Here is an 18,806-nt window from a genome sequence, read left to right as displayed (position 1 = left end):
TATCTAGTAAATTATTCGTAACACTAGATTTCTTAATTAATATCCTTTTTATAATTTTATGGTGTATAGGTTGGACTACAAATGAATTACGATTGTTTTTTATTTGAATATTTTGCGGAAGGTAGGAAAAGGGGATGGGTTGGCATGCACTTTTTGTTAACACAGGAGAAGAAGACAAAGTACGGAAGATGATCTATCAGTTTCTTGATGAGACGGATATTCATGTAATCGTACCTAAAAGGAGACTAACAGAGCGGAAGCAAGGGAAGAGTTACGAGATTATAAAAAAAATCTTTCCTGGCTATGTTTTTTTAAATACGCAAATGAACGTTGAAATTTACTATGAGCTTCAACAAATACCACAGTATTGTCGACTGTTGAATCAATATGACAATCATATAAAACCGGACAAAAAGAAGAGCAAGATTACAATGGGGAATAGCGTAGAAAATACAAATGACGTCTTCTCGTTTTCAAAAATTGATGAAGAGGAAATGACTCAAGTTTTGCAACTTATCGGAAACGGCGAAGTAATTGACTATTCGACCCTTTATGTAGAAAATGCAAAGGTGACTGTCTTGGATGGCCCACTAAAAGGGAAAGAAGGAATTATTAAAAAGATAGATAAACGGAAGAAAAGAGCCCGTATTGCACTCACATTTATGGGAGATGAAAAAGTCCTTGATATAGGTATTCAAATGTTGACACCGTAAAAGGAAAATGGTACCATTTAAAGAAAGTAAAAGTGAAGCTAATCGTTGCTGCGGTACGTTAGTATAGCTTTGACGTCATAGTACTCCATGGTAGTGTATATGTGAATATAGATGATTGGGCGAAGCTATGTCGATAAAAAACAAAAAAGGAAATTCTGATGAATATAGAGAACAACTGTGACTTATGGTCCGTTGCGATTACAGATAAACAAGAAAAGGGTGCGAGTGCGTATTTGTCCGTATTTCAAACAGCGGAGCTGAGTTCATTCTCACCGGAAATTCATTGCTTGCATCCCCTTGAACGTAGTTACTTTGATTCATTAAAAAGCAAGCGGAGAATCCAGAGCTACCTATCAGGAAGAATGGCCGCAAAACTGGCGGTCTCTATGAGTATACACGAGAATCGACTAGAAACAATCTGTATTGATCGAGGGTTATTTCAACAACCAGTGATTGTGCATCCGAGTAAGGGGAATTATCAGGTCAGCATTACACATAATGTCAAGCTGGCTGCTGCTATTGCCCACACGGAGCACGTACCAATGGGAATTGACTTGGAAAGCATCGACGAACGTTTACTTTCATTTTTTAAACCTTATGTAACCGACTTGGAATTAACGCTATGTCGTTCTCTGATATTTCATGATTCGTTGCTCTTTACAATATTGTGGACAACAAAAGAAGCCTTATCCAAGGTTTTGCGGACAGGGCTTACGGTTCCGATTCAGCTGTTTGAATTGAATCACATGGAAGAGCGACAAGGTTACATAATTAGCCGATTTACAAATTTCCCTCAATATGAGGCAGTTTCTTTCCTTTTTCAAAATGAGGTATGTTCAATTGTTTATCCGAAACAATTGGAGTTAAATAATGAAGTTATTCAACAGTTGTTTGTTAAAGCAGGCTGTAATACATAAATGAGAATAGAAGTGATGTTTTTCTGCTGCTGTTGATTTGATCTAACAGTGGCTTTTCTTTTGAGAAAAATAGCAAATTACTTTAAAATAATGAAGTTATTCAAAGATTATTTGTTAAAGTAAGCTGTAATACATAAATGAAAATAGAAAAGGTGTTTTTCTGCTGCTGTTAATTTGATTTAACAGTGGCTTTTTCTTTTGAGAAAAATAGCAAATTACTTTAAAAAAGAGGTACAAATCTATGACTTATGATGTGCGGGTATTGAGAGTAGGAAAAAAAATCATTAATTATGTATATATTATTATTGATCGTTTGACAAAGCAGGCAGCTATTGTCGATCCAGCTTGGGACATGCCTGCGATATGTAGTGAAATAGAAAAAAAAAAATACAAGTAAAGATGATATTGCTCACCCATTCTCATGAGGATCATGTGCAATTAGTTGAACCCTTAGTATCAAAATATAACTGTAAAGTTTACATATCGAGAAAAGAAGCAGATTATTATGGGTTCCAACGTGAGAATATGGAGACCTTAGAGGATCAAAGAATAATATTATTGGGGGATACATCCATTCGTTGTATTTTGACACCAGGTCATACGGTAGGTGGAATGTGTTATTCATTGTCGCACAGCTTGTTTACAGGAGATACGCTATTTATAGAAGGATGTGGCATATGTAATTCGGATGGTGGCGATCCCTATAAAATGTTTGAAAGTATAAAGAAAATAAAATCCATCATTGATCCGAATGTTTTGGTCTATCCGGGCCACTCTTTTGGTAAATCTCCTGGTTTATCTATGGAAGTGTTAATGGATCATAACCTATATTTTCATATAGATGATGTAGAAACTTTCGTGAAATTCCGAATGCGTCCTAATCAACAATTAAATTATAATTTTGTTTGATTATTAAAGGAGTGGGGATATGGAGCATAAACATATTATTTTTATGTTTTCAGGACAAGGCTCACAGTACTACCAAATGGGGAAGCCTTTATATGAGAATGTGGATACTTTTAGGAAATGGATGAATCAATTAGATCGTATTGTACAAGATTTTCTAGGAATATCTATTGTACAGCTACTTTATTACGAAAATAAGCCCAAAAACGAGATGTTTGATCGTTTGGTCTATACTCATCCTGCAATTTTTATGGTGGAATACGCATTGGCGCAAGTATTAATTACGCATGGGTTGACGCCTGATTATGTGATTGGAACAAGTCTAGGAGAATATGCTGCAGCTGCTGTTTCTGAAGCGGTGGGGGCGGAGGATATACTGAAATGTATAATCAAACAAGCGCAACTCATAGAGGCAGAAAGCCCTATAGGTGGGATGACAACTATTTTACATGATACCAGCCTATTTGACCGAACACCAATTATTTCAAAAAATAGTGAAATGGTTGCAAAAAATTATAAAAATCATTTTGTTATATCAGGTTTATTAGATTCGTTACAACAAATTGAAAGTTATTTGAATCAACACCATATTTTATTCCAAAGGATTCCAGTGAGATATGGATTTCACTCTCGTTGGATCGATCAAGTGCACCCTGAATTCTTGAAAATTTCGAAAGATATAGCCATAACTAAACCAAAAGTACCTATTATTTCGTGTGTAGATGGACAAATCGTTGATCATCTGTCACAGGGCTATTTGTGGTCTGTCATTCGCAAGCCTATATTGTTTCAAGATGCTATAAAAACATTGGAAAAAACAACATCAGGCGTGTATCTCGATTTGGGGCCAAGTGGAACTTTGTCTCATTTTCTGAAGCGAAATCTTCAACCCGAATCTACTTCCAAAGGGTTTCCTATTATGAACGTTTTTCATCAGGATACTCAGAATTTAGAAAAAGTATTACAAGGGTGCAAGCCAGTAAAAAAACAAATCTCAATTTCGAAAAGGAGAGATTATGATAGGATGTTAACTTATCTATTTCCAGGACAAGGGTCTCAGCAAAAGGGGATGGGTGGCAGTTTATTCGATGAATTTCAAGAAATTACGGACAAGGCCAGTAGCATATTAGGATACAGCATCAAAGAATTATGTCTGTCTAATCCCAATAACCTTCTTCATCAGACCCAGTACACTCAACCTGCTCTTTATACTGTAAATGCATTGAGTTATTTAAAAGCGATTTCGGATTCTGGTAGGAAGCCAGACTTCGTGGCAGGACATAGTTTAGGAGAGTTTAATGCTTTATTCGCCTCGGGGTTGATAGACTTTGATACGGGCCTCAAGTGGGTAAAAAAAAGAGGAGAATTAATGAGTCAAGCGACGGGCGGCGGGATGGCAGCCGTGATTGGTTTGACTCAGGAAAAGATACAAAACATATTAATTGAAAATGGACTAACATCTATTGATATAGCAAACTTGAATAGCTTAACACAAAATGTAATCTCAGGTTTGAAAACAGATATTATAAAAGCACAAACTGTTTTTGAATCTGCTGGTGCTTTCATGTATATTCCGTTGAACGTAAGCGGTGCATTTCATTCAAGGTATATGATAGAAGCAAAGAACAAGTTTGAGGAGTATATACAGAGCTTCAATATGGAGTCATTCAATATACCAGTTATATCCAACTTTACGGCAAGACCATATAGCTTATCAGAGAGTAAATCCAATATCGTTGAACAAATTGTCCAACCTGTACGTTGGATGGAGTCTATACAATATCTCATGGGCATGGGAGTTTATGATTTTACAGAGATTGGTCCCGGATCAGTTCTTAGTAAAATCATCGGAAAAATAAAACAAGAAATGCCGCCATTACAACTTGATGTTGAAAGAGAGTTCCGACTATGGCGTGAAAAGAACACCATGAAGCCAATTGGAGAAGCGTCCCATTTTGGTGGAAGGGAGGAGCAATATATTAACCAAATAGAAGTGATCCATAAGACAGTCGACGGGGTGAATAAAAGGAATCATTCATTCCAGCAATCAGAACAAACGTCTATAGAAGCATCCGGGATAGATGCTCCAGATAGAAATAGAATTACAGCCAAATCTTTAGGAAGCTCCGAGTTTAAAGAAGACTATAACCTGAAGTATGCTTATTTGGCTGGAGGAATGTATAGGGGAATCGCTTCAAAAGAATTGGTGATCAAAATGGCGAAAGCGGGAATGATGGGATTCTTTGGAACTGGAGGGTTGAGTTTACAAGAAGTAGAGGATGTAATCTCATATATTCATAGCCATCTAGCAGATGGACAACCCTACGGGATGAATATGGTACATCATTTGAAGAATGAAGAACTCGAAAATCAAATGGTTGATCTTTTCCTGAAAAGAGGTATTAGACATGTGGAAGCATCTGCCTTCCTGAACGTTACGCCTTCGTTAGTAAGATTCCACGCGAAAGGATTGAAGCGAGGTTCCGATGGAAAAGTGATTACCTTCCATAAGGTCATTGCCAAAGTATCACGACCAGAGGTGGCGGAAGCTTTTCTTAGTCCTGCACCAGAGCATATGATTCAGCAATTATTGAATCAAAACTTAATTACACCAGAAGAAGCTGAATTAACTAAAGAAATTCCTGTGGCAGATGATATATGTGTGGAAGCAGATTCTGCCGGACATACAGATGGTGGCGTAGCATACACCCTGATTCCCACCATGTTAAGATTAAGGGATGAAATGATGGAAAAGTACCCATATCATAAAAGAGTGCGAATCGGTGCTGCTGGGGGAATTGGTACACCTGAGGCGGCAATGGCGGCGTTCATGCTAGGTGCAGATTTTATCCTGACTGGCTCCATAAATCAGTGCACGGTAGAAGCAGGGACAAGTGATAAGGTAAAAGATTTGTTACAGCAAATGAATATTCAGGATACGGAATATGCACCAGCAGGTGATTCATTCGAAATGGGGAGTAAGGTACAAGTGCTAAAAAAGGGTTTGTTCTTTCCTTCTCGTGCTAATAAACTGTATGAATTATATCGGCGATACAATGGGTTACATGAAATAGATAATCAGACGTTAAACCAAATTCAGCAAAAATATTTTAAGCGCAGTATCGATGAGGTTTATCAGGAAATTAAAATTTATTATCCACTCCAAGAGATTACCAAGGCAGAACAAAATACGAAACATAAGATGGCGTTGGTTTTCAAATGGTATTTTGGTCACTCCACACGTTTGGCCTTAAGTGGAAGTGAAGAATCTAAAGTAGACTATCAAATTCATTGTGGTCCAGCGTTAGGTGCTTTTAACCAGTGGGTGAAAGGCACAGAGTTAGAGAATTGGCGAAATCGACAGGCTGACAGGATCGGTGTAAAACTAATGGATGCCACTGCTGAATTAATCAATAATCGATTTCATTCGTGGTTTGGTAAAAACAATCTTTATTAGGGGGAATATGTATGAGTAAGCAGGAGATTTTCGAATTAATTGTACGCATAATTTGTGAAGTAATACCGGAATTGGAGGGTCATCAATTTAACCCTGAAGACAAACTGGTCAACTTGGGTGCAGACTCTGTGGAGCGTGCAGAGATCATTACAAATATAATGGAAGAATTGTTACTGTTATTTCCCCGTGTAGAGTTGCATGGAGTCAAAAACATTGGGGAATTGGCAGAGGTAATGTATGAAAAATTGCAATCAGCATGATCTTTTTATCACAGGCGTGGGGGTATCAACCGCAATTGGTCAAGGGAAAGAAGCTTTTACCTCTTCGTTAATGCAAGGAAATCATGCATTTGGATATATGAAGCGTCCAGGGAGACAAAAAGAGACTTCATTTATAGGAGCGGAAATTTCTTCATTGTCTTTCCCAGACGAGCTTTCAAAGAAGTTGCTTCGAAAGGCATCGCTCTCAGGTCAAATTGCGATGATGACGCTTCATGAAGCATGGAAAGATGCAAATTTGGATGCAGCAGAGCCTGAACGTATCGGATTGATTATCGGAGGCTCGAACATTCAACAGCGTGAGATGTTGAAAATCTATCAATCCTATCAAGAACGAGCACTGTATATTCCTCCAACTCATGGGATTACTTTTATGGATAGCGATTTATGCGGTTTATGTACAGAACAGTTTGGGATTCGAGGACTAGCCTATACCGTTGGAGGTGCTTCAGCAAGCGGGCAACTTGCTTGTATTCAAGCGATTCATGCTGTTTTATCAGGTCAGGTCGATATTTGTATTTCGATGGGAGCGTTGATGGATATTTCCTATTTGGAATGTCAGGCGTTCCGTGGGTTAGGAGCTATGGGAACAGATCGTTTTGCGAATAAACCTGATTTGGCCTGTCGACCTTTTGATAAAAATAGAGATGGTTTTATATTCGGAGAATCCTGCGGCGCAATCGTGATAGAGCGGCGAGGAACTGCTGAAAGTAGAAAAGCAAAATCATACACAAAAATTTCAGGCTGGGCGGTTCAAATGGATAGTAATCGGAATCCGAATCCTTCATCGGATGGTGAAATGCAAGTGATTCAGAAAGCTTTGGAGAAAGCAGGGCTCTCATCGTATGATATCGATTATATCAATCCTCATGGATCTGGTTCGGTAGTTGGTGACGAGACCGAGATCAAAGCACTTGAAGATTGCCAACTGTCGCACGCTTTTATCAATGCAACGAAATCGATTACAGGTCACGGGCTGAGTGCTGCAGGCATCATAGAAGTGATTGCAACCGTGATGCAAATGAAAGAGTCACGTCTTCATCCAACCCGCAACTTGGAAGATCCAATTTCCCCTTTGTTTCACTGGGTAAGAGATGACTCTATTTCGTATCGTATGAAACATGCTTTAAGTTTAAGTATAGGATTTGGTGGGATCAATACAGCAATTTGTTTGGAGAATATTGTAAATACTTAAAGGGGATTAATAAACATGGTTTCTGTTGGAATAGAAGCAATGAATGTGTTTGGTGGGGCAGCCTATCTGGATGTAATGGAGTTAGCGAAACATCGTCAGTTGGCTGCAAACCGATTTGAAAATTTATTAATGAGTGAAAAGTCAGTGGCATTGCCTTATGAAGATCCAGTCACCTTAGGGGTGAATGCAGCAAAACCAATCGTAGATGCATTATCTGAGGAAGAGAGAAGTCGGATAGAATTGCTGATTACTTGTACAGAGTCAGGAATCGATTTCGGAAAATCAATGAGTACCTATATGCATCATTATTTGGGTCTGAATCGGAATTGCCGCTTGTTTGAAATTAAACAGGCTTGTTATTCAGGAACCGCCGGATTTCAGATGGCGGTTAATTTTGTTTTATCCCAAACTTCTCCTGGAGCGAAGGCTTTAGTCATTGCAAGTGATATTTCACGCTTTTTGATAACTGGAGGAGATATTTTGGAAGAGGAATGGTCCTACGCTGAGCCGAGTGGAGGAGCAGGTGCTGTCGCTGTTTTAGTCAGTGATACCCCCCATGTGTTTCAAGTGGATGTAGGGGCTAATGGTTATTACGGTTATGAGGTAATGGATACATGCCGTCCGATTCCAGATAGTGAGGCAGGCGATTCGGATCTCTCCTTATTATCTTATTTGGATTGTTGTGAACAGACATTTTTAGAATATCAAAGAAGAGTAGCGAATGCAGATTATCAAAAAACCTTTCAGTATTTATGCTTTCACACTCCCTTTGGAGGAATGGTAAAAGGAGCACATCGCTCAATGATGCGTAAGTGGTACAAAATGAAACCTGACAGTATCGCATCAGATTTTCAAAATCGTGTAGTACCTGGTTTGAACTACTGCCAGCGTGTAGGGAATATTATGGGGGCATCTGTGCTTTTATCACTTGTAAGTACCATTGATCAAGGAGATTTTCAAGAACCAAAACGTATTGGTTGTTTTTCTTATGGATCAGGCTGCTGCTCGGAATTTTATAGTGGAGTTGTAATGGCACGGGGCCAAGAGAGAGTACGTCGTTTTGAAATCGAAAAACAGTTAAACGAGCGTTATCGATTATCAATGGACGAGTATGATGCTTTATTAACAGAGAATAGTATGGTGAAATTTGGAACGAAGAATATTAAATTAGATCTCAATCTATTCCCAGGGGCACTGGATATACAGCGTGGAAAGCATATGTTGGTTTTACAGGAAATTCGTGATTTTCATCGGGAATATAGGTGGTTAGATTGACCTATCAGACATTGAAGGTTCGTTTTGAAGAGAAGGTATGCTTTGTGCAGCTATACCGCCCCGAGGCAAATAACACTATCAATGACCGTTTGATCGAAGAATTTCATCAAGTTTTGAATCGATGTGAAGCTGATTTATATACGGTTGTCGTTTTGGAGGGATTACCTGAGGTATTTTGTTCGGGAGCTGATTTCCAAGCTATCCATCAGAAAATAGCTAATGGAAATCGTACTGAGAGTGAACCCGACCCTTTATATGGTCTATGGCTGAGGCTGGCAACTGGCCCATATGTAACCGTTTCTCACGTTCGCGGAAGAGTGAATGCTGGAGGGATTGGCTTTGTTGCTGCCAGTGACATAGTCATTGCAAATTCAACAGCCCAGTTTAGTCTTTCGGAGTTATTATTTGGACTGTTTCCAGCCTGTGTATTACCGTTTTTAATTCGGCGAATAGGAGTGCAAAAAGGACATTATTTGACATTAATGACATGGCCGATAGACATTCAACAGGCTTATGAATGGGGACTGGTTGATGCATATGATACGAGAAGTGATATGCTGCTTCGTAAGCATATACGACGACTTATGTTTTTATCCAAATCTGGAATTGATCAATATAAGCAATATATGAATCAATTAAACGATTCACTATACCAATCCCAACCATTAGCGTTAGCAGCTAACAAGAAGTTATTTGTCAATCCAGATAATCTCGAACGGATCTATACATATGTAGAGACGGGGCGTTTTCCATGGGAGAGTGAGCATTCGTAGCATTAGAATCATCGTATGGATTGTTGTAAAAAAACTGAGTATTCGATATCAAAGTTAGGGAGGGCAGATCATTGGATAGTGTATTAAGTAATAAAAGTCTTCAAAGTGTAATCGCTAAGGTAAACTCAATGCCTATTGATAAGCAGCAAGCATTGATTGCACTCTTAAAAAAACAAGGGATTGACATTACCCCATATGTTGCTATACCCAAAAGTACATACGAAAGTGATAAAGATATAGAACTATCATTCTCACAGCAAAGGCTATGTTTTTTAGCGAAGCTGGAAGGAAACAGCGGTTATTACAACATTCCGCGAGCATGGCGGCTTAGCGGGAGATTGGATAAGCAGGCACTATTTTGGGCTCTTGAAAAAGTAATCGAAAGGCACAGTGTACTTAGAACTCGATTTGTAGAACGTGATGGTATCCTCTACCAATCTATTGATCAACCTAAGCGATTTAATATACAAGAAGATGAGGTTTCAGAAGGACTTCTAAACAAAAGATGTGAGGAAGAGGCAATCACCCCTTTTGACCTAAGTTCAGAAAAGCTAATTCGTTTGAGGCTGCTCAAATTGGGAGAAACCGAACATGTTCTCCTAGTTACCATGCACCACAGTGTATCTGACGGTTGGTCTTTGAATATTTTTTTAAATGAAGTTAAAAGTTTATATACTTCGTTTTGTAATGGAGGGGCTGTGCAGTTAAAGGCGCTTCCTATTCAGTATTCTGATTTTGCGCGCTGGCAGAGAAAGTGGATATCCGGAGATCTTAAGGAGAAGCAGCTTAACTATTGGAGAAATCAGTTGAAGGATGTTCAATCCCAACTGGTGTTACCAACAGATCGTCCACGCCCCGCTGTAAAAACTTACAACGGGTCTCATGTGGGATTCTTTTGTCCACCCGAGTTACTTTCGAAATTACATCAATTAAGCAACAAGCATGGGGTCACTCTATTTATGACTCTATTATCCATATTTAAGGTCTTGCTCTGGAATTATACCCAACAAACAGACTTGACCGTTGGAACCCCGAGTGCTAACCGAAATCGATCCGAAATTGAAAATCTGATTGGCTTTTTCGTAAACACTCTTGTATTAAGGAGCGATTTATCTGATGATCCAACATTTGTTAATCTTTTGGATCAAGTGAAAACAACGGTGATGGATGCTTATAGTAACCAAGATATCCCGTTTGAATCGGTTGTCGATGCATTAGATCTTGAACGAAGCATGAGTTATTCTCCATTGTTTCAGGTCATGTTCGTATTACAAGAGTCGTTGCCAGTGTATGATAACCAATTGGTTGAATTAACGATTTCGCAAGTTGATTATGATTATAAAATTGCCAAATTCGATATAACACTTGATTTGCAGGAAACGGAAAGTGGACTTTATGGTCATGCTGAATACAATAGTGATCTGTTTGATCGTTCAACGATACAACGATTTATTCAGCACTATTTGAGTTTACTGAAGCAGGTGGTAGAGAACTCTAATCGTAGAATTTCTGAATATGAATATATAAGTGAGCAAGAACGAAGTCAGTTATTGGTTGAGTGGAGCCAAAAGAAGAAATATGACGATGCCCGGTGCTTGCATGAGATGTTTGAGTATTCATGCGAAAAAACACCAGATCGTATTGCAGTGACATTTGAAAATCAGACGTTGACTTATCGGGAGTTGAATGAGAGAGCGAATCAGCTCGCCCATTGTATTCAATCCAGGGGAGTCCAGCCTGATGATTTGGTAGGATTATGTGTTGAGCGTTCACTGGAGATGGTCGTCTCTATCCTTGGCATATTGAAAGCTGGAGGTGCTTATGTCCCTATTGATCCAGATTCTCCAGTAGAGCGAGTTCGCTATATTTTGGAGGATTCAGGAGCAAAACTATTGCTGACTCAGGGGAAATGGATCTCACAGTTGGCGGTAAGCGATAAGCATGTCCTATGTCTCGATGCCCATGACTTCCATCAATATGATACTGTCAATATTCCTTCTTCATCCTTTGGGCTAGAACCTAAACATCTTGCGTACGTGATCTATACATCGGGTTCTACTGGTAAGCCGAAGGGTGTTTTGGTAGAACACCGAAATGTCACTCGTCTACTACATGCGACTGAGAACCAATTCGGGTTTACAAGTGATGATGTATGGACCATGTTTCATTCATTTGCATTTGATTTTTCAGTTTGGGAGCTATGGGGTGCGTTGGCTTATGGTGGACGTGTTGTCGTAGTACCGAAAATTACGACGCAGTCTTTGGACGATTTTTATACATTGCTTGTAAAAGAGAAAGTCACTGTTTTGAACCAAACACCAACTGTGTTCGAACAACTGGCATCAATCGATGCAGATAGAAATGATCAGCTTTCTCTTCGATATGTGATATTTGGTGGAGAAGCATTGAAGCCCGCAATTCTCAAACCTTGGTTTGAAAAATATGGCGACGAGCCCATTCAATTTATAAACATGTACGGTATTACGGAAACAACTGTTCATGTTACATATCATAGGCTTCGTAAGGGGGATGCCTATAGCAATCAGAAGAGTGTCATTGGGAAGAAAATACCGGATTTGACACTGTATGTGCTTAACGAGCAGATGATGCCAGTTCCGATAGGAGTCACGGGGCGTATGTATATTGGAGGAGACGGGGTAACAAGAGGTTACCTGAACCGACCAGAATTGACAGCACAGCGTTTTATTCCTAATCCATTCGTTGATAACGATGGGGCTCGAATGTACGATACAGGTGATTTAGCATGCTGGTTGCCGGATGGAAATTTGAAGTTTATTGGAAGAGCAGATGATCAGGTGAAGATAAGGGGATTCCGAATTGAACTTGGAGAGATAGAATCCCGATTGTTGAAGCATCCGATGGTAGAGGCATGCTGTGTGATCGCGCGCGAAGATGTTTCTGGCAATAAGATGCTAGTGGCATATCTCGTACGTTCAGATGATAGTGATACACAAGACCCAAGCTTTAATCATGAGTTAAATGGATTTTTGAAGTTAATGTTACCGGACTATATGTTACCGAGTGCATATGTGATACTTGATAAATTACCCGTCACATCCAATGGAAAGGTCGACTATAGAGCTTTGCCAAAACCAAGCATTGACGGTTTTGGCTCAAAATTATATGTTGCACCTTCTTCAGAAACGGAAATCACTCTTGCTCGTATTTGGAGCGAGCTATTAGGCTTTGAAGAAAATAAAATTGGTATACATGATAACTTCTTTGCATTAGGTGGCCATTCGCTTCTCATTATGAAATTGATTGCAAATCTGAAAACTCACGGATTAAATTGTGATGTTCGGACAGTGTTTACAGCTCCTTCGCTGGAGGTGCTTGCTGCCTCCCTTAATCAGCAAAGGCGTGGAGAAGTCTATCAAGTGCCGGAAAATAGCATTCCTTATGGATGTGATTACATTACTCCCGATCTGTTGCCATTGATTGACTTAAGTTTAGAGGAGATTGAAATCATTCGTTCAACAGTAAATGGAGGTTCGCGAAACATACAAGATATATATCCTTTAGTGCCGTCACAAGAGGGGATCTTGTTTCATCATATGATTGACGTTGGGAAGGATCCTTATGTCATACCCGTGCTTTTCCGTTTTCAATCCAAGGAAAGATTGGATCAATTTATTGGTGCTTTGCAAACGGTGATTAATCGCCATGATGCCTTACGAACAGGGTTTATTACAGCGGGCCTGACTAAGCCTGTGCAAGTGGTTCATAGACACGCAGCGTTGCCGATAGAGTCAATTATGCTTGATGCAAATGCTGACGCAGAAAAACAAATGTTTGAAAAGTTAAATGAGCCTACGCTGATAAATATTGCACATGCTCCCTTGTTGCGCCTAAAAGTATCACATGATTCTAGCTCGAATGTATGGTATACATTATTTTATATGCATCATTTAATTGAAGATGCGACGTCTCTGAAGTTGATCTTTAATGAGATGCTGGCTCAATTCACTTCTATGGGAGATGCACTTGCTGAACCAATACCATACAGAAATTTTGTAGCCCATACACTGCATCGTCTAGCAGCCTATGATGCAGAGGCATTTTTTCGAAAAAGACTTGGTGATATTACTGAAACCACAGCTCCGTTTGGGTTGTATGATGTACGTGGGGATGGGAGTAATACTAATAGTCTCAGGTGTTCACTTCCAAAGTGGCTTTCAGATGAGATTCGAATACGGGCAAAAGAGATGCATATTAGCCCAGCGAGCATCTTTCACGCTGCTTGGGCATTGGTTGTTGCTAGTTGCAGCGGACGTCAAGACGTCGTATTCGGTACGGTATTTTCTGGACGTCTACAAGATGTGGTAGGTGTAGAAAATATGGTGGGGAATTTTATTAATACGCTGCCAATCCGTCTTTCCCTTGGAGGGAAAAGTGTAAGTGAATCGGTACGAAATGCAGATGCAGAGCTTAAAGAGCTGATACAATATGAACAATCCTCTCTGATCCTTGCTCAAAGCTGCAGTAGTGTAAACAATGAAGTTCCTTTATTTACAGCTATGTTGAATTATCGTCATTTTGAAGAAAATTCACAAGCTGAGGGGAATGGAGGTATTCGTGATTTTGGGGTGGAATGGCTTCATTCACTAGATCGTACGAATTATCCTTTTGGCCTGTCAATAGATGACCTGGGAAGTGAATTTTCATTGAATGTACAGGTCGACAATTCGCTGTCAACTGAGATGATCTATTCTTATATGGAAACTGCACTTCAGGGAATAGTTAGGGGATTATCTGATAGCAAGTCCGATATACTTTTATTGGACATCGATATCTTGTCCGCTAAGGAACAAAAAACCCAGCTTGTTGACTGGAATCCCGAAACCAATCCCTATCCTTCAGAGAACAGTTTACGTGAGTTGTTTGAGGAGCATGTCCGTTCCACACCAAATCGAATTGCTGTGGAGTTTGGGAATGAAGTGCTCACCTATGGTCAGTTGAATGCACTTGCCAATCAGGTAGCTGATTATTTATTAGATCATGGCATTGAAGCAGATACGTTAGTTGGGTTGTGTCTTAACAGGTCGATAGAAATGGTGGTAGCTATGCTAGGCATTCTGAAGGCTGGAGGTGCCTATGTTCCAATAGATCCAGATTATCCCGTTGAACGGATTAACCACATTCTGAATGACTCAGGATTAAAGATACTGATTACAACAAGAAACCTAGCAGAATGTTTACCAGTTTCTACTCAATTAGTAGTCTATATGGATGCAGACAGCAAAGATTCCTTGTTCGCATATCGCTCTACAACAAATTTATCTGCCAAGCAGAGTAGAATTAGACCGGATCATCTAGCGTATGTGATATATACCTCTGGATCGACAGGTAAGCCGAAAGGGGTGCTCGTTGAGCAACGTGGGGTCGTAAGGCTTGTACGTAATCCAGATTACTTTAAGGCCGATAATCATACCGTGATGCTTCAACATATGTCCATTTCATTTGATGTGGGGAGTCAAGAAGTGTTAATCCCCCTTTTAAACGGAGGTAAGTTGGTGATTTTCCCAGGTGATTCCAAGGATATTCATCAAATCATTGATTGCATTCATCATAAAGGCGTAAATATGATGTCGTTGTCAGCGGCATTTCTCCCTGCATTTGCAGAGGCTGTTCAAAAAAGACCTGTAGGTTTAGAATACCTTGGGGTAGGGGGAGAATCTTTCTCTGCACGTGATGTGAAGAGGATTTACGATTGTTTGGATGCTATTACCATCGTCAATGCTTACGGTCCCACTGAAAACTCGATTGCCTCTACTTGCTATGAAATACCGAGAGATGTCGATCCGGATAGCATTATTCCGATAGGTCAACCGATTGCCCAAACGGAGGTATATGTTGTCGATAAGAATTTGCACCTTGTACCCACTGGGGTGATTGGAGAGCTATGTGTTGGTGGCGTTGGAGTGGCTAGAGGATACTTGAACAATCCTGATCTAACGATGGAGCGATTTGTTTGTAATCCATTTAGTCAAAAGGAGAATGATCGATTCTATCGAACAGGGGATTTGGTTCGCTGGCGTTCAGATGGCCAATTAGAGTTTAAAGGCCGTATTGATCACCAAGTGAAAGTACGGGGATATCGAATTGAGCTAGAAGAAGTTGAGAATGCACTTGCGGCACATCCTGATGTCAATAATGCAGCTGTTTCTACGCATTCAACTGAAGGTGGTGACAATAGGCTAGTAGCACATCTCGCTCCTACTTCCAGATATCTTGATAGATTGTCTAAGCTACATAATGATGATCACCTTAAGCGATGGACCACGGTATTTGATGATCAATATGCAGATGGTTGTCAAGAGGAAAACGATGCAGTGGATGATTATATCGGCTGGAATAGTAGCTATACAAATGAGCCAATACCGCAGGAACAAATGCAAGAGTGGGTTTCTGGTACTGTAGACAGAATCAAGTCGTTGAATCCGAGAAAGCTGCTTGAAATTGGCTGTGGCACAGGGCTATTACTCTATCGATATGCTCCGATATGTGATTTTGTACAGGCGATTGATATATCCGCTTTAGCGCTATCCGGCATTCAAAAGCAACTTGAACAAAAACAATGGAATCATGTTAAGCTAGCACAAAGTGATGCGCTACATTTAGAAGCATTTGCAGCGGAACGTTTTGACACGGTAGTGGTAAACTCTGTCATTCAATATTTCCCGAATAGGCTCTATCTTGAACAGATGATTTACAATACGATTCAATGTATGATGCCTGGTGGGAAAATATTTATTGGAGATGTTAGAAACCTAGATTTATATGAAGTTCACTTATATGGTGTTGAGCGTAGTCAAATCAATTCTCCAACGAAGTATGAGACGATGGCAAGCAGAATTTACAAACGAGCACAACAAGAAACGGAATTACTGGTTAGTCCATCATTCTTTACATCCCTGACAGACCACTTCCCAGAGATTGAGCGTGTGGATATTCTGGTCAAGAAAGGCGTCGGCGACAATGAAATGTTAAGTTATCGATATGATGTCGTACTGACAATGAAAGATAGATCTTACGGAAATACTTATGAAAGCCCTGCTATCGAGTGGTATGCTTTCAACCATCTAAAAGACGTTTATAGGTTGATTGAATCAAATGCTCACACGGCATTTGGAATATCCGGGGTAGTCAACGGTCGAGTTGAGGAGGATGTAGAGTGTTCTGATAAAATATTACGTTCCGGTGCAACGGGAGTCATACGTTCTATTAAGCGAGGACAGCGCTTGACAGAACGTGCTGCTAATCAAATAAAGAGTCTTAACGATTTGATCCAGTTCGCAGAGAAACAGGGCTATCGTTGTGAATTAACATGGTCACAGGCATATGTAGCTCACCTCGATGTTATCTTTGCAAAAGGATGTATGCCAGTGGTTCAGGCAAGAGACCCATATCGTGTAAAGAAATTTACCAATTACCCGCAGATTGGATCATTAAGACAAACTTTATCAAAGGTACTTAAAGAATATTTGTCAAGTACATTACCTGACTACATGATTCCAAGCACCTATGTGATACTAGAAAAGCTTCCTTTGACACCGAATGGTAAGGTTGATCGATCTAGTTTACCTCAACCAGATGATGCTGACTTTATGAAAGTTGATTATGCTGAGCCGCGTAATGAAATAGAGAGAATGATATGTAATCTGTTTCAGGAATTGATGGATGTCAATCGCGTGGGAATATATGACGACTTTTTTGACTTGGGGGGGCATTCGCTAACTGCTGTACAGTTGGTCAGTCAATTGAAACAGTTGCTAGGTAGAGATCTTCCATTAAAGTTGATATTTGAGAATACGACAGTCGAATCGATTGCAGCTGCGGTCCAGTCACAATCGCTACTTATTGATGATAAGCCATTAATCACATCTAAGCGTACAGATTATGGAGTTTCACTATCCCATGAGCAGCAAGAACTATGGTTCCTGTACAAAGATAATGATTTTGTCCCTAGTCAAGAAAATGTACTTAGTGCCTATTCAGTAACAGGTAAGGTCAATGTAGAGGCGCTTATTAGTAGCATCGGCGAAATTGTTAGAAGACATGAGATTTTACGTACCAGTTTTATTGATTATGGTGGGGAAATAAGACAAATTGTAAATTCTCCATCAGCATTTAAGCCACAGATTATTAAGATGGAAACTAAATCGCAATTTATTGATTTGTGTCAAGAAGAAAAACATCGTTCTTTTAACAGAAAGGATCGCTACTTATTCCGATTCTATTGGATAGAACTTAAAAATGATGAACAGTTCGTTTTAATTTCTCGTCCTTGGGGGTTATTTGACGGATGGTCGACAGGCCTGTTCATGGGGGAACTTGTGGTTCTGTATGAACATTATGCTCATGCTCGTTCCTTAGATTTGCTTCAACCTGTTATTCAATACAGCGATTATGTTATATGGCAACAATCTGTCTATTCCAATACACTTCTTGATAATCAGGTAGATTACTGGTGTGATAATTTGGAAAAATGTGCTGGGGAATTGCATTTTACTTCGGATATTATTAGCAATGAGCTGAGAAACTCAGTAGAGGAGAGCTTGGAATTCGCCTTGCCTGCAGAGTTGGTGCATGTACTCAAGCAGTTCTGTAGGCAAAACGATGTGACGTTGTATATGGTACTTTTATCTGCCTATTCTATACTCTTGACGCAATATACAGATCAACGGGATATTTGTATTGGATCCCCTGTCTCCAAAAGGTCCCGTCCTGAGCTGGAAGAAGTTATTGGATATTTTGTAAATATTGTCGTGATGCGACTCCGTATTACAGATGAAATGCGATATAGTGAACTGGTTTCCTTGACTAAGAAAGTCGCTATCGAAGCATTTGAGAATAAGGACGTTCCTTTTTCTCGGGTGAAAGAAACTTTATGGTCAGAATCAACAATTGAGAAACAGTCACCATTATTTAATGTGATGTTTAATTTGATCCGAATTCCTGAAGCAAATCAAGAAATTTCGAAATTAACATTAATGCCTATAAAAACGAATAAAGATACGACTAATTATGATCTGAATCTAGTGCTACACGAGACCTCTACCTCTATCCAAGGATATATGGAATACAATACTGATCAATTTAATCAAGATACAATCAAATCGATGGTTGGCCAGTATTTAGAGATTCTCAAAAGGGTGGTAGAAGAACCGGATATAATACTGTCGAACCTTGTATTAGAGTCCGATTTTGATTCAGATTCAATAAGCCGGAGGTGATAGAGATTGAATAATCGATATGAACATGAGGAGGA

Annotated in this window: 10 protein-coding genes; all 10 read left to right on the top strand. The window is 39.6% G+C overall.

Features of this window, described 5'->3' with window-relative positions:
• Positions 1-134: 134 nt before the first annotated feature.
• The 10 genes from loaP (at position 135) to ABH960_RS17025 (ending at position 18,771) form a co-directional block, all read left to right on the top strand.
• On the top strand, positions 135-713 hold the full coding sequence (gene loaP, locus ABH960_RS17070; protein ID WP_404446927.1) for an antiterminator LoaP: 579 nt from the start codon (positions 135-137) through the stop codon (positions 711-713).
• Positions 714-871: 158 nt separating this feature from the next.
• A complete protein-coding gene (locus ABH960_RS17065) occupies positions 872-1,630 on the top strand; it encodes a 4'-phosphopantetheinyl transferase family protein (protein ID WP_404446924.1) in 759 nt (252 codons plus the stop codon).
• A 241-nt stretch (positions 1,631-1,871) separates the two neighbouring features.
• A complete protein-coding gene (locus ABH960_RS17060) occupies positions 1,872-2,027 on the top strand; it encodes an MBL fold metallo-hydrolase (protein ID WP_404446921.1) in 156 nt (51 codons plus the stop codon).
• A 2-nt stretch (positions 2,028-2,029) separates the two neighbouring features.
• A complete protein-coding gene (locus ABH960_RS17055) occupies positions 2,030-2,539 on the top strand; it encodes an MBL fold metallo-hydrolase (RefSeq protein ID WP_404446919.1) in 510 nt (169 codons plus the stop codon).
• A gap of 19 nt (positions 2,540-2,558) precedes the next feature.
• On the top strand, positions 2,559-5,993 hold the full coding sequence (fabD, locus tag ABH960_RS17050; RefSeq protein WP_404446916.1) for an ACP S-malonyltransferase: 3,435 nt from the start codon (positions 2,559-2,561) through the stop codon (positions 5,991-5,993).
• Positions 5,994-6,004: 11 nt separating this feature from the next.
• Complete coding sequence (locus ABH960_RS17045; protein WP_404446913.1) at positions 6,005-6,253, top strand: acyl carrier protein; 249 nt, start codon at positions 6,005-6,007, stop codon at positions 6,251-6,253.
• Positions 6,231-7,466, top strand: a complete 1,236-nt coding sequence (locus tag ABH960_RS17040; RefSeq protein WP_404446910.1) for a beta-ketoacyl synthase N-terminal-like domain-containing protein — start codon at positions 6,231-6,233, stop codon at positions 7,464-7,466. Before ABH960_RS17045 ends, ABH960_RS17040 begins: the two co-directional genes overlap by 23 nt.
• A gap of 15 nt (positions 7,467-7,481) precedes the next feature.
• Entirely contained in the window at positions 7,482-8,741 is a 1,260-nt protein-coding gene (locus ABH960_RS17035) for a hydroxymethylglutaryl-CoA synthase family protein (protein WP_404446907.1), read from the top strand.
• Positions 8,738-9,514, top strand: coding sequence for an enoyl-CoA hydratase/isomerase (locus tag ABH960_RS17030; protein WP_404446904.1), 777 nt, complete (start codon positions 8,738-8,740; stop codon positions 9,512-9,514). Before ABH960_RS17035 ends, ABH960_RS17030 begins: the two co-directional genes overlap by 4 nt.
• 71 nt (positions 9,515-9,585) lie before the next feature.
• Positions 9,586-18,771 (top strand): amino acid adenylation domain-containing protein, encoded by a 9,186-nt coding sequence (locus tag ABH960_RS17025; RefSeq protein WP_404446901.1) that lies wholly within the window; start codon positions 9,586-9,588, stop codon positions 18,769-18,771.
• Positions 18,772-18,806 lie beyond the last annotated feature (35 nt).

Origin of the sequence: Bacillus sp. RC252 (assembly GCF_044909215.1) — a bacterium.
Taxonomy (GTDB): domain Bacteria; phylum Bacillota; class Bacilli; order Bacillales; family Bacillaceae_G; genus Bacillus_A; species Bacillus_A mycoides.
This window is presented reverse-complemented; position numbering and strand designations above follow the sequence as displayed.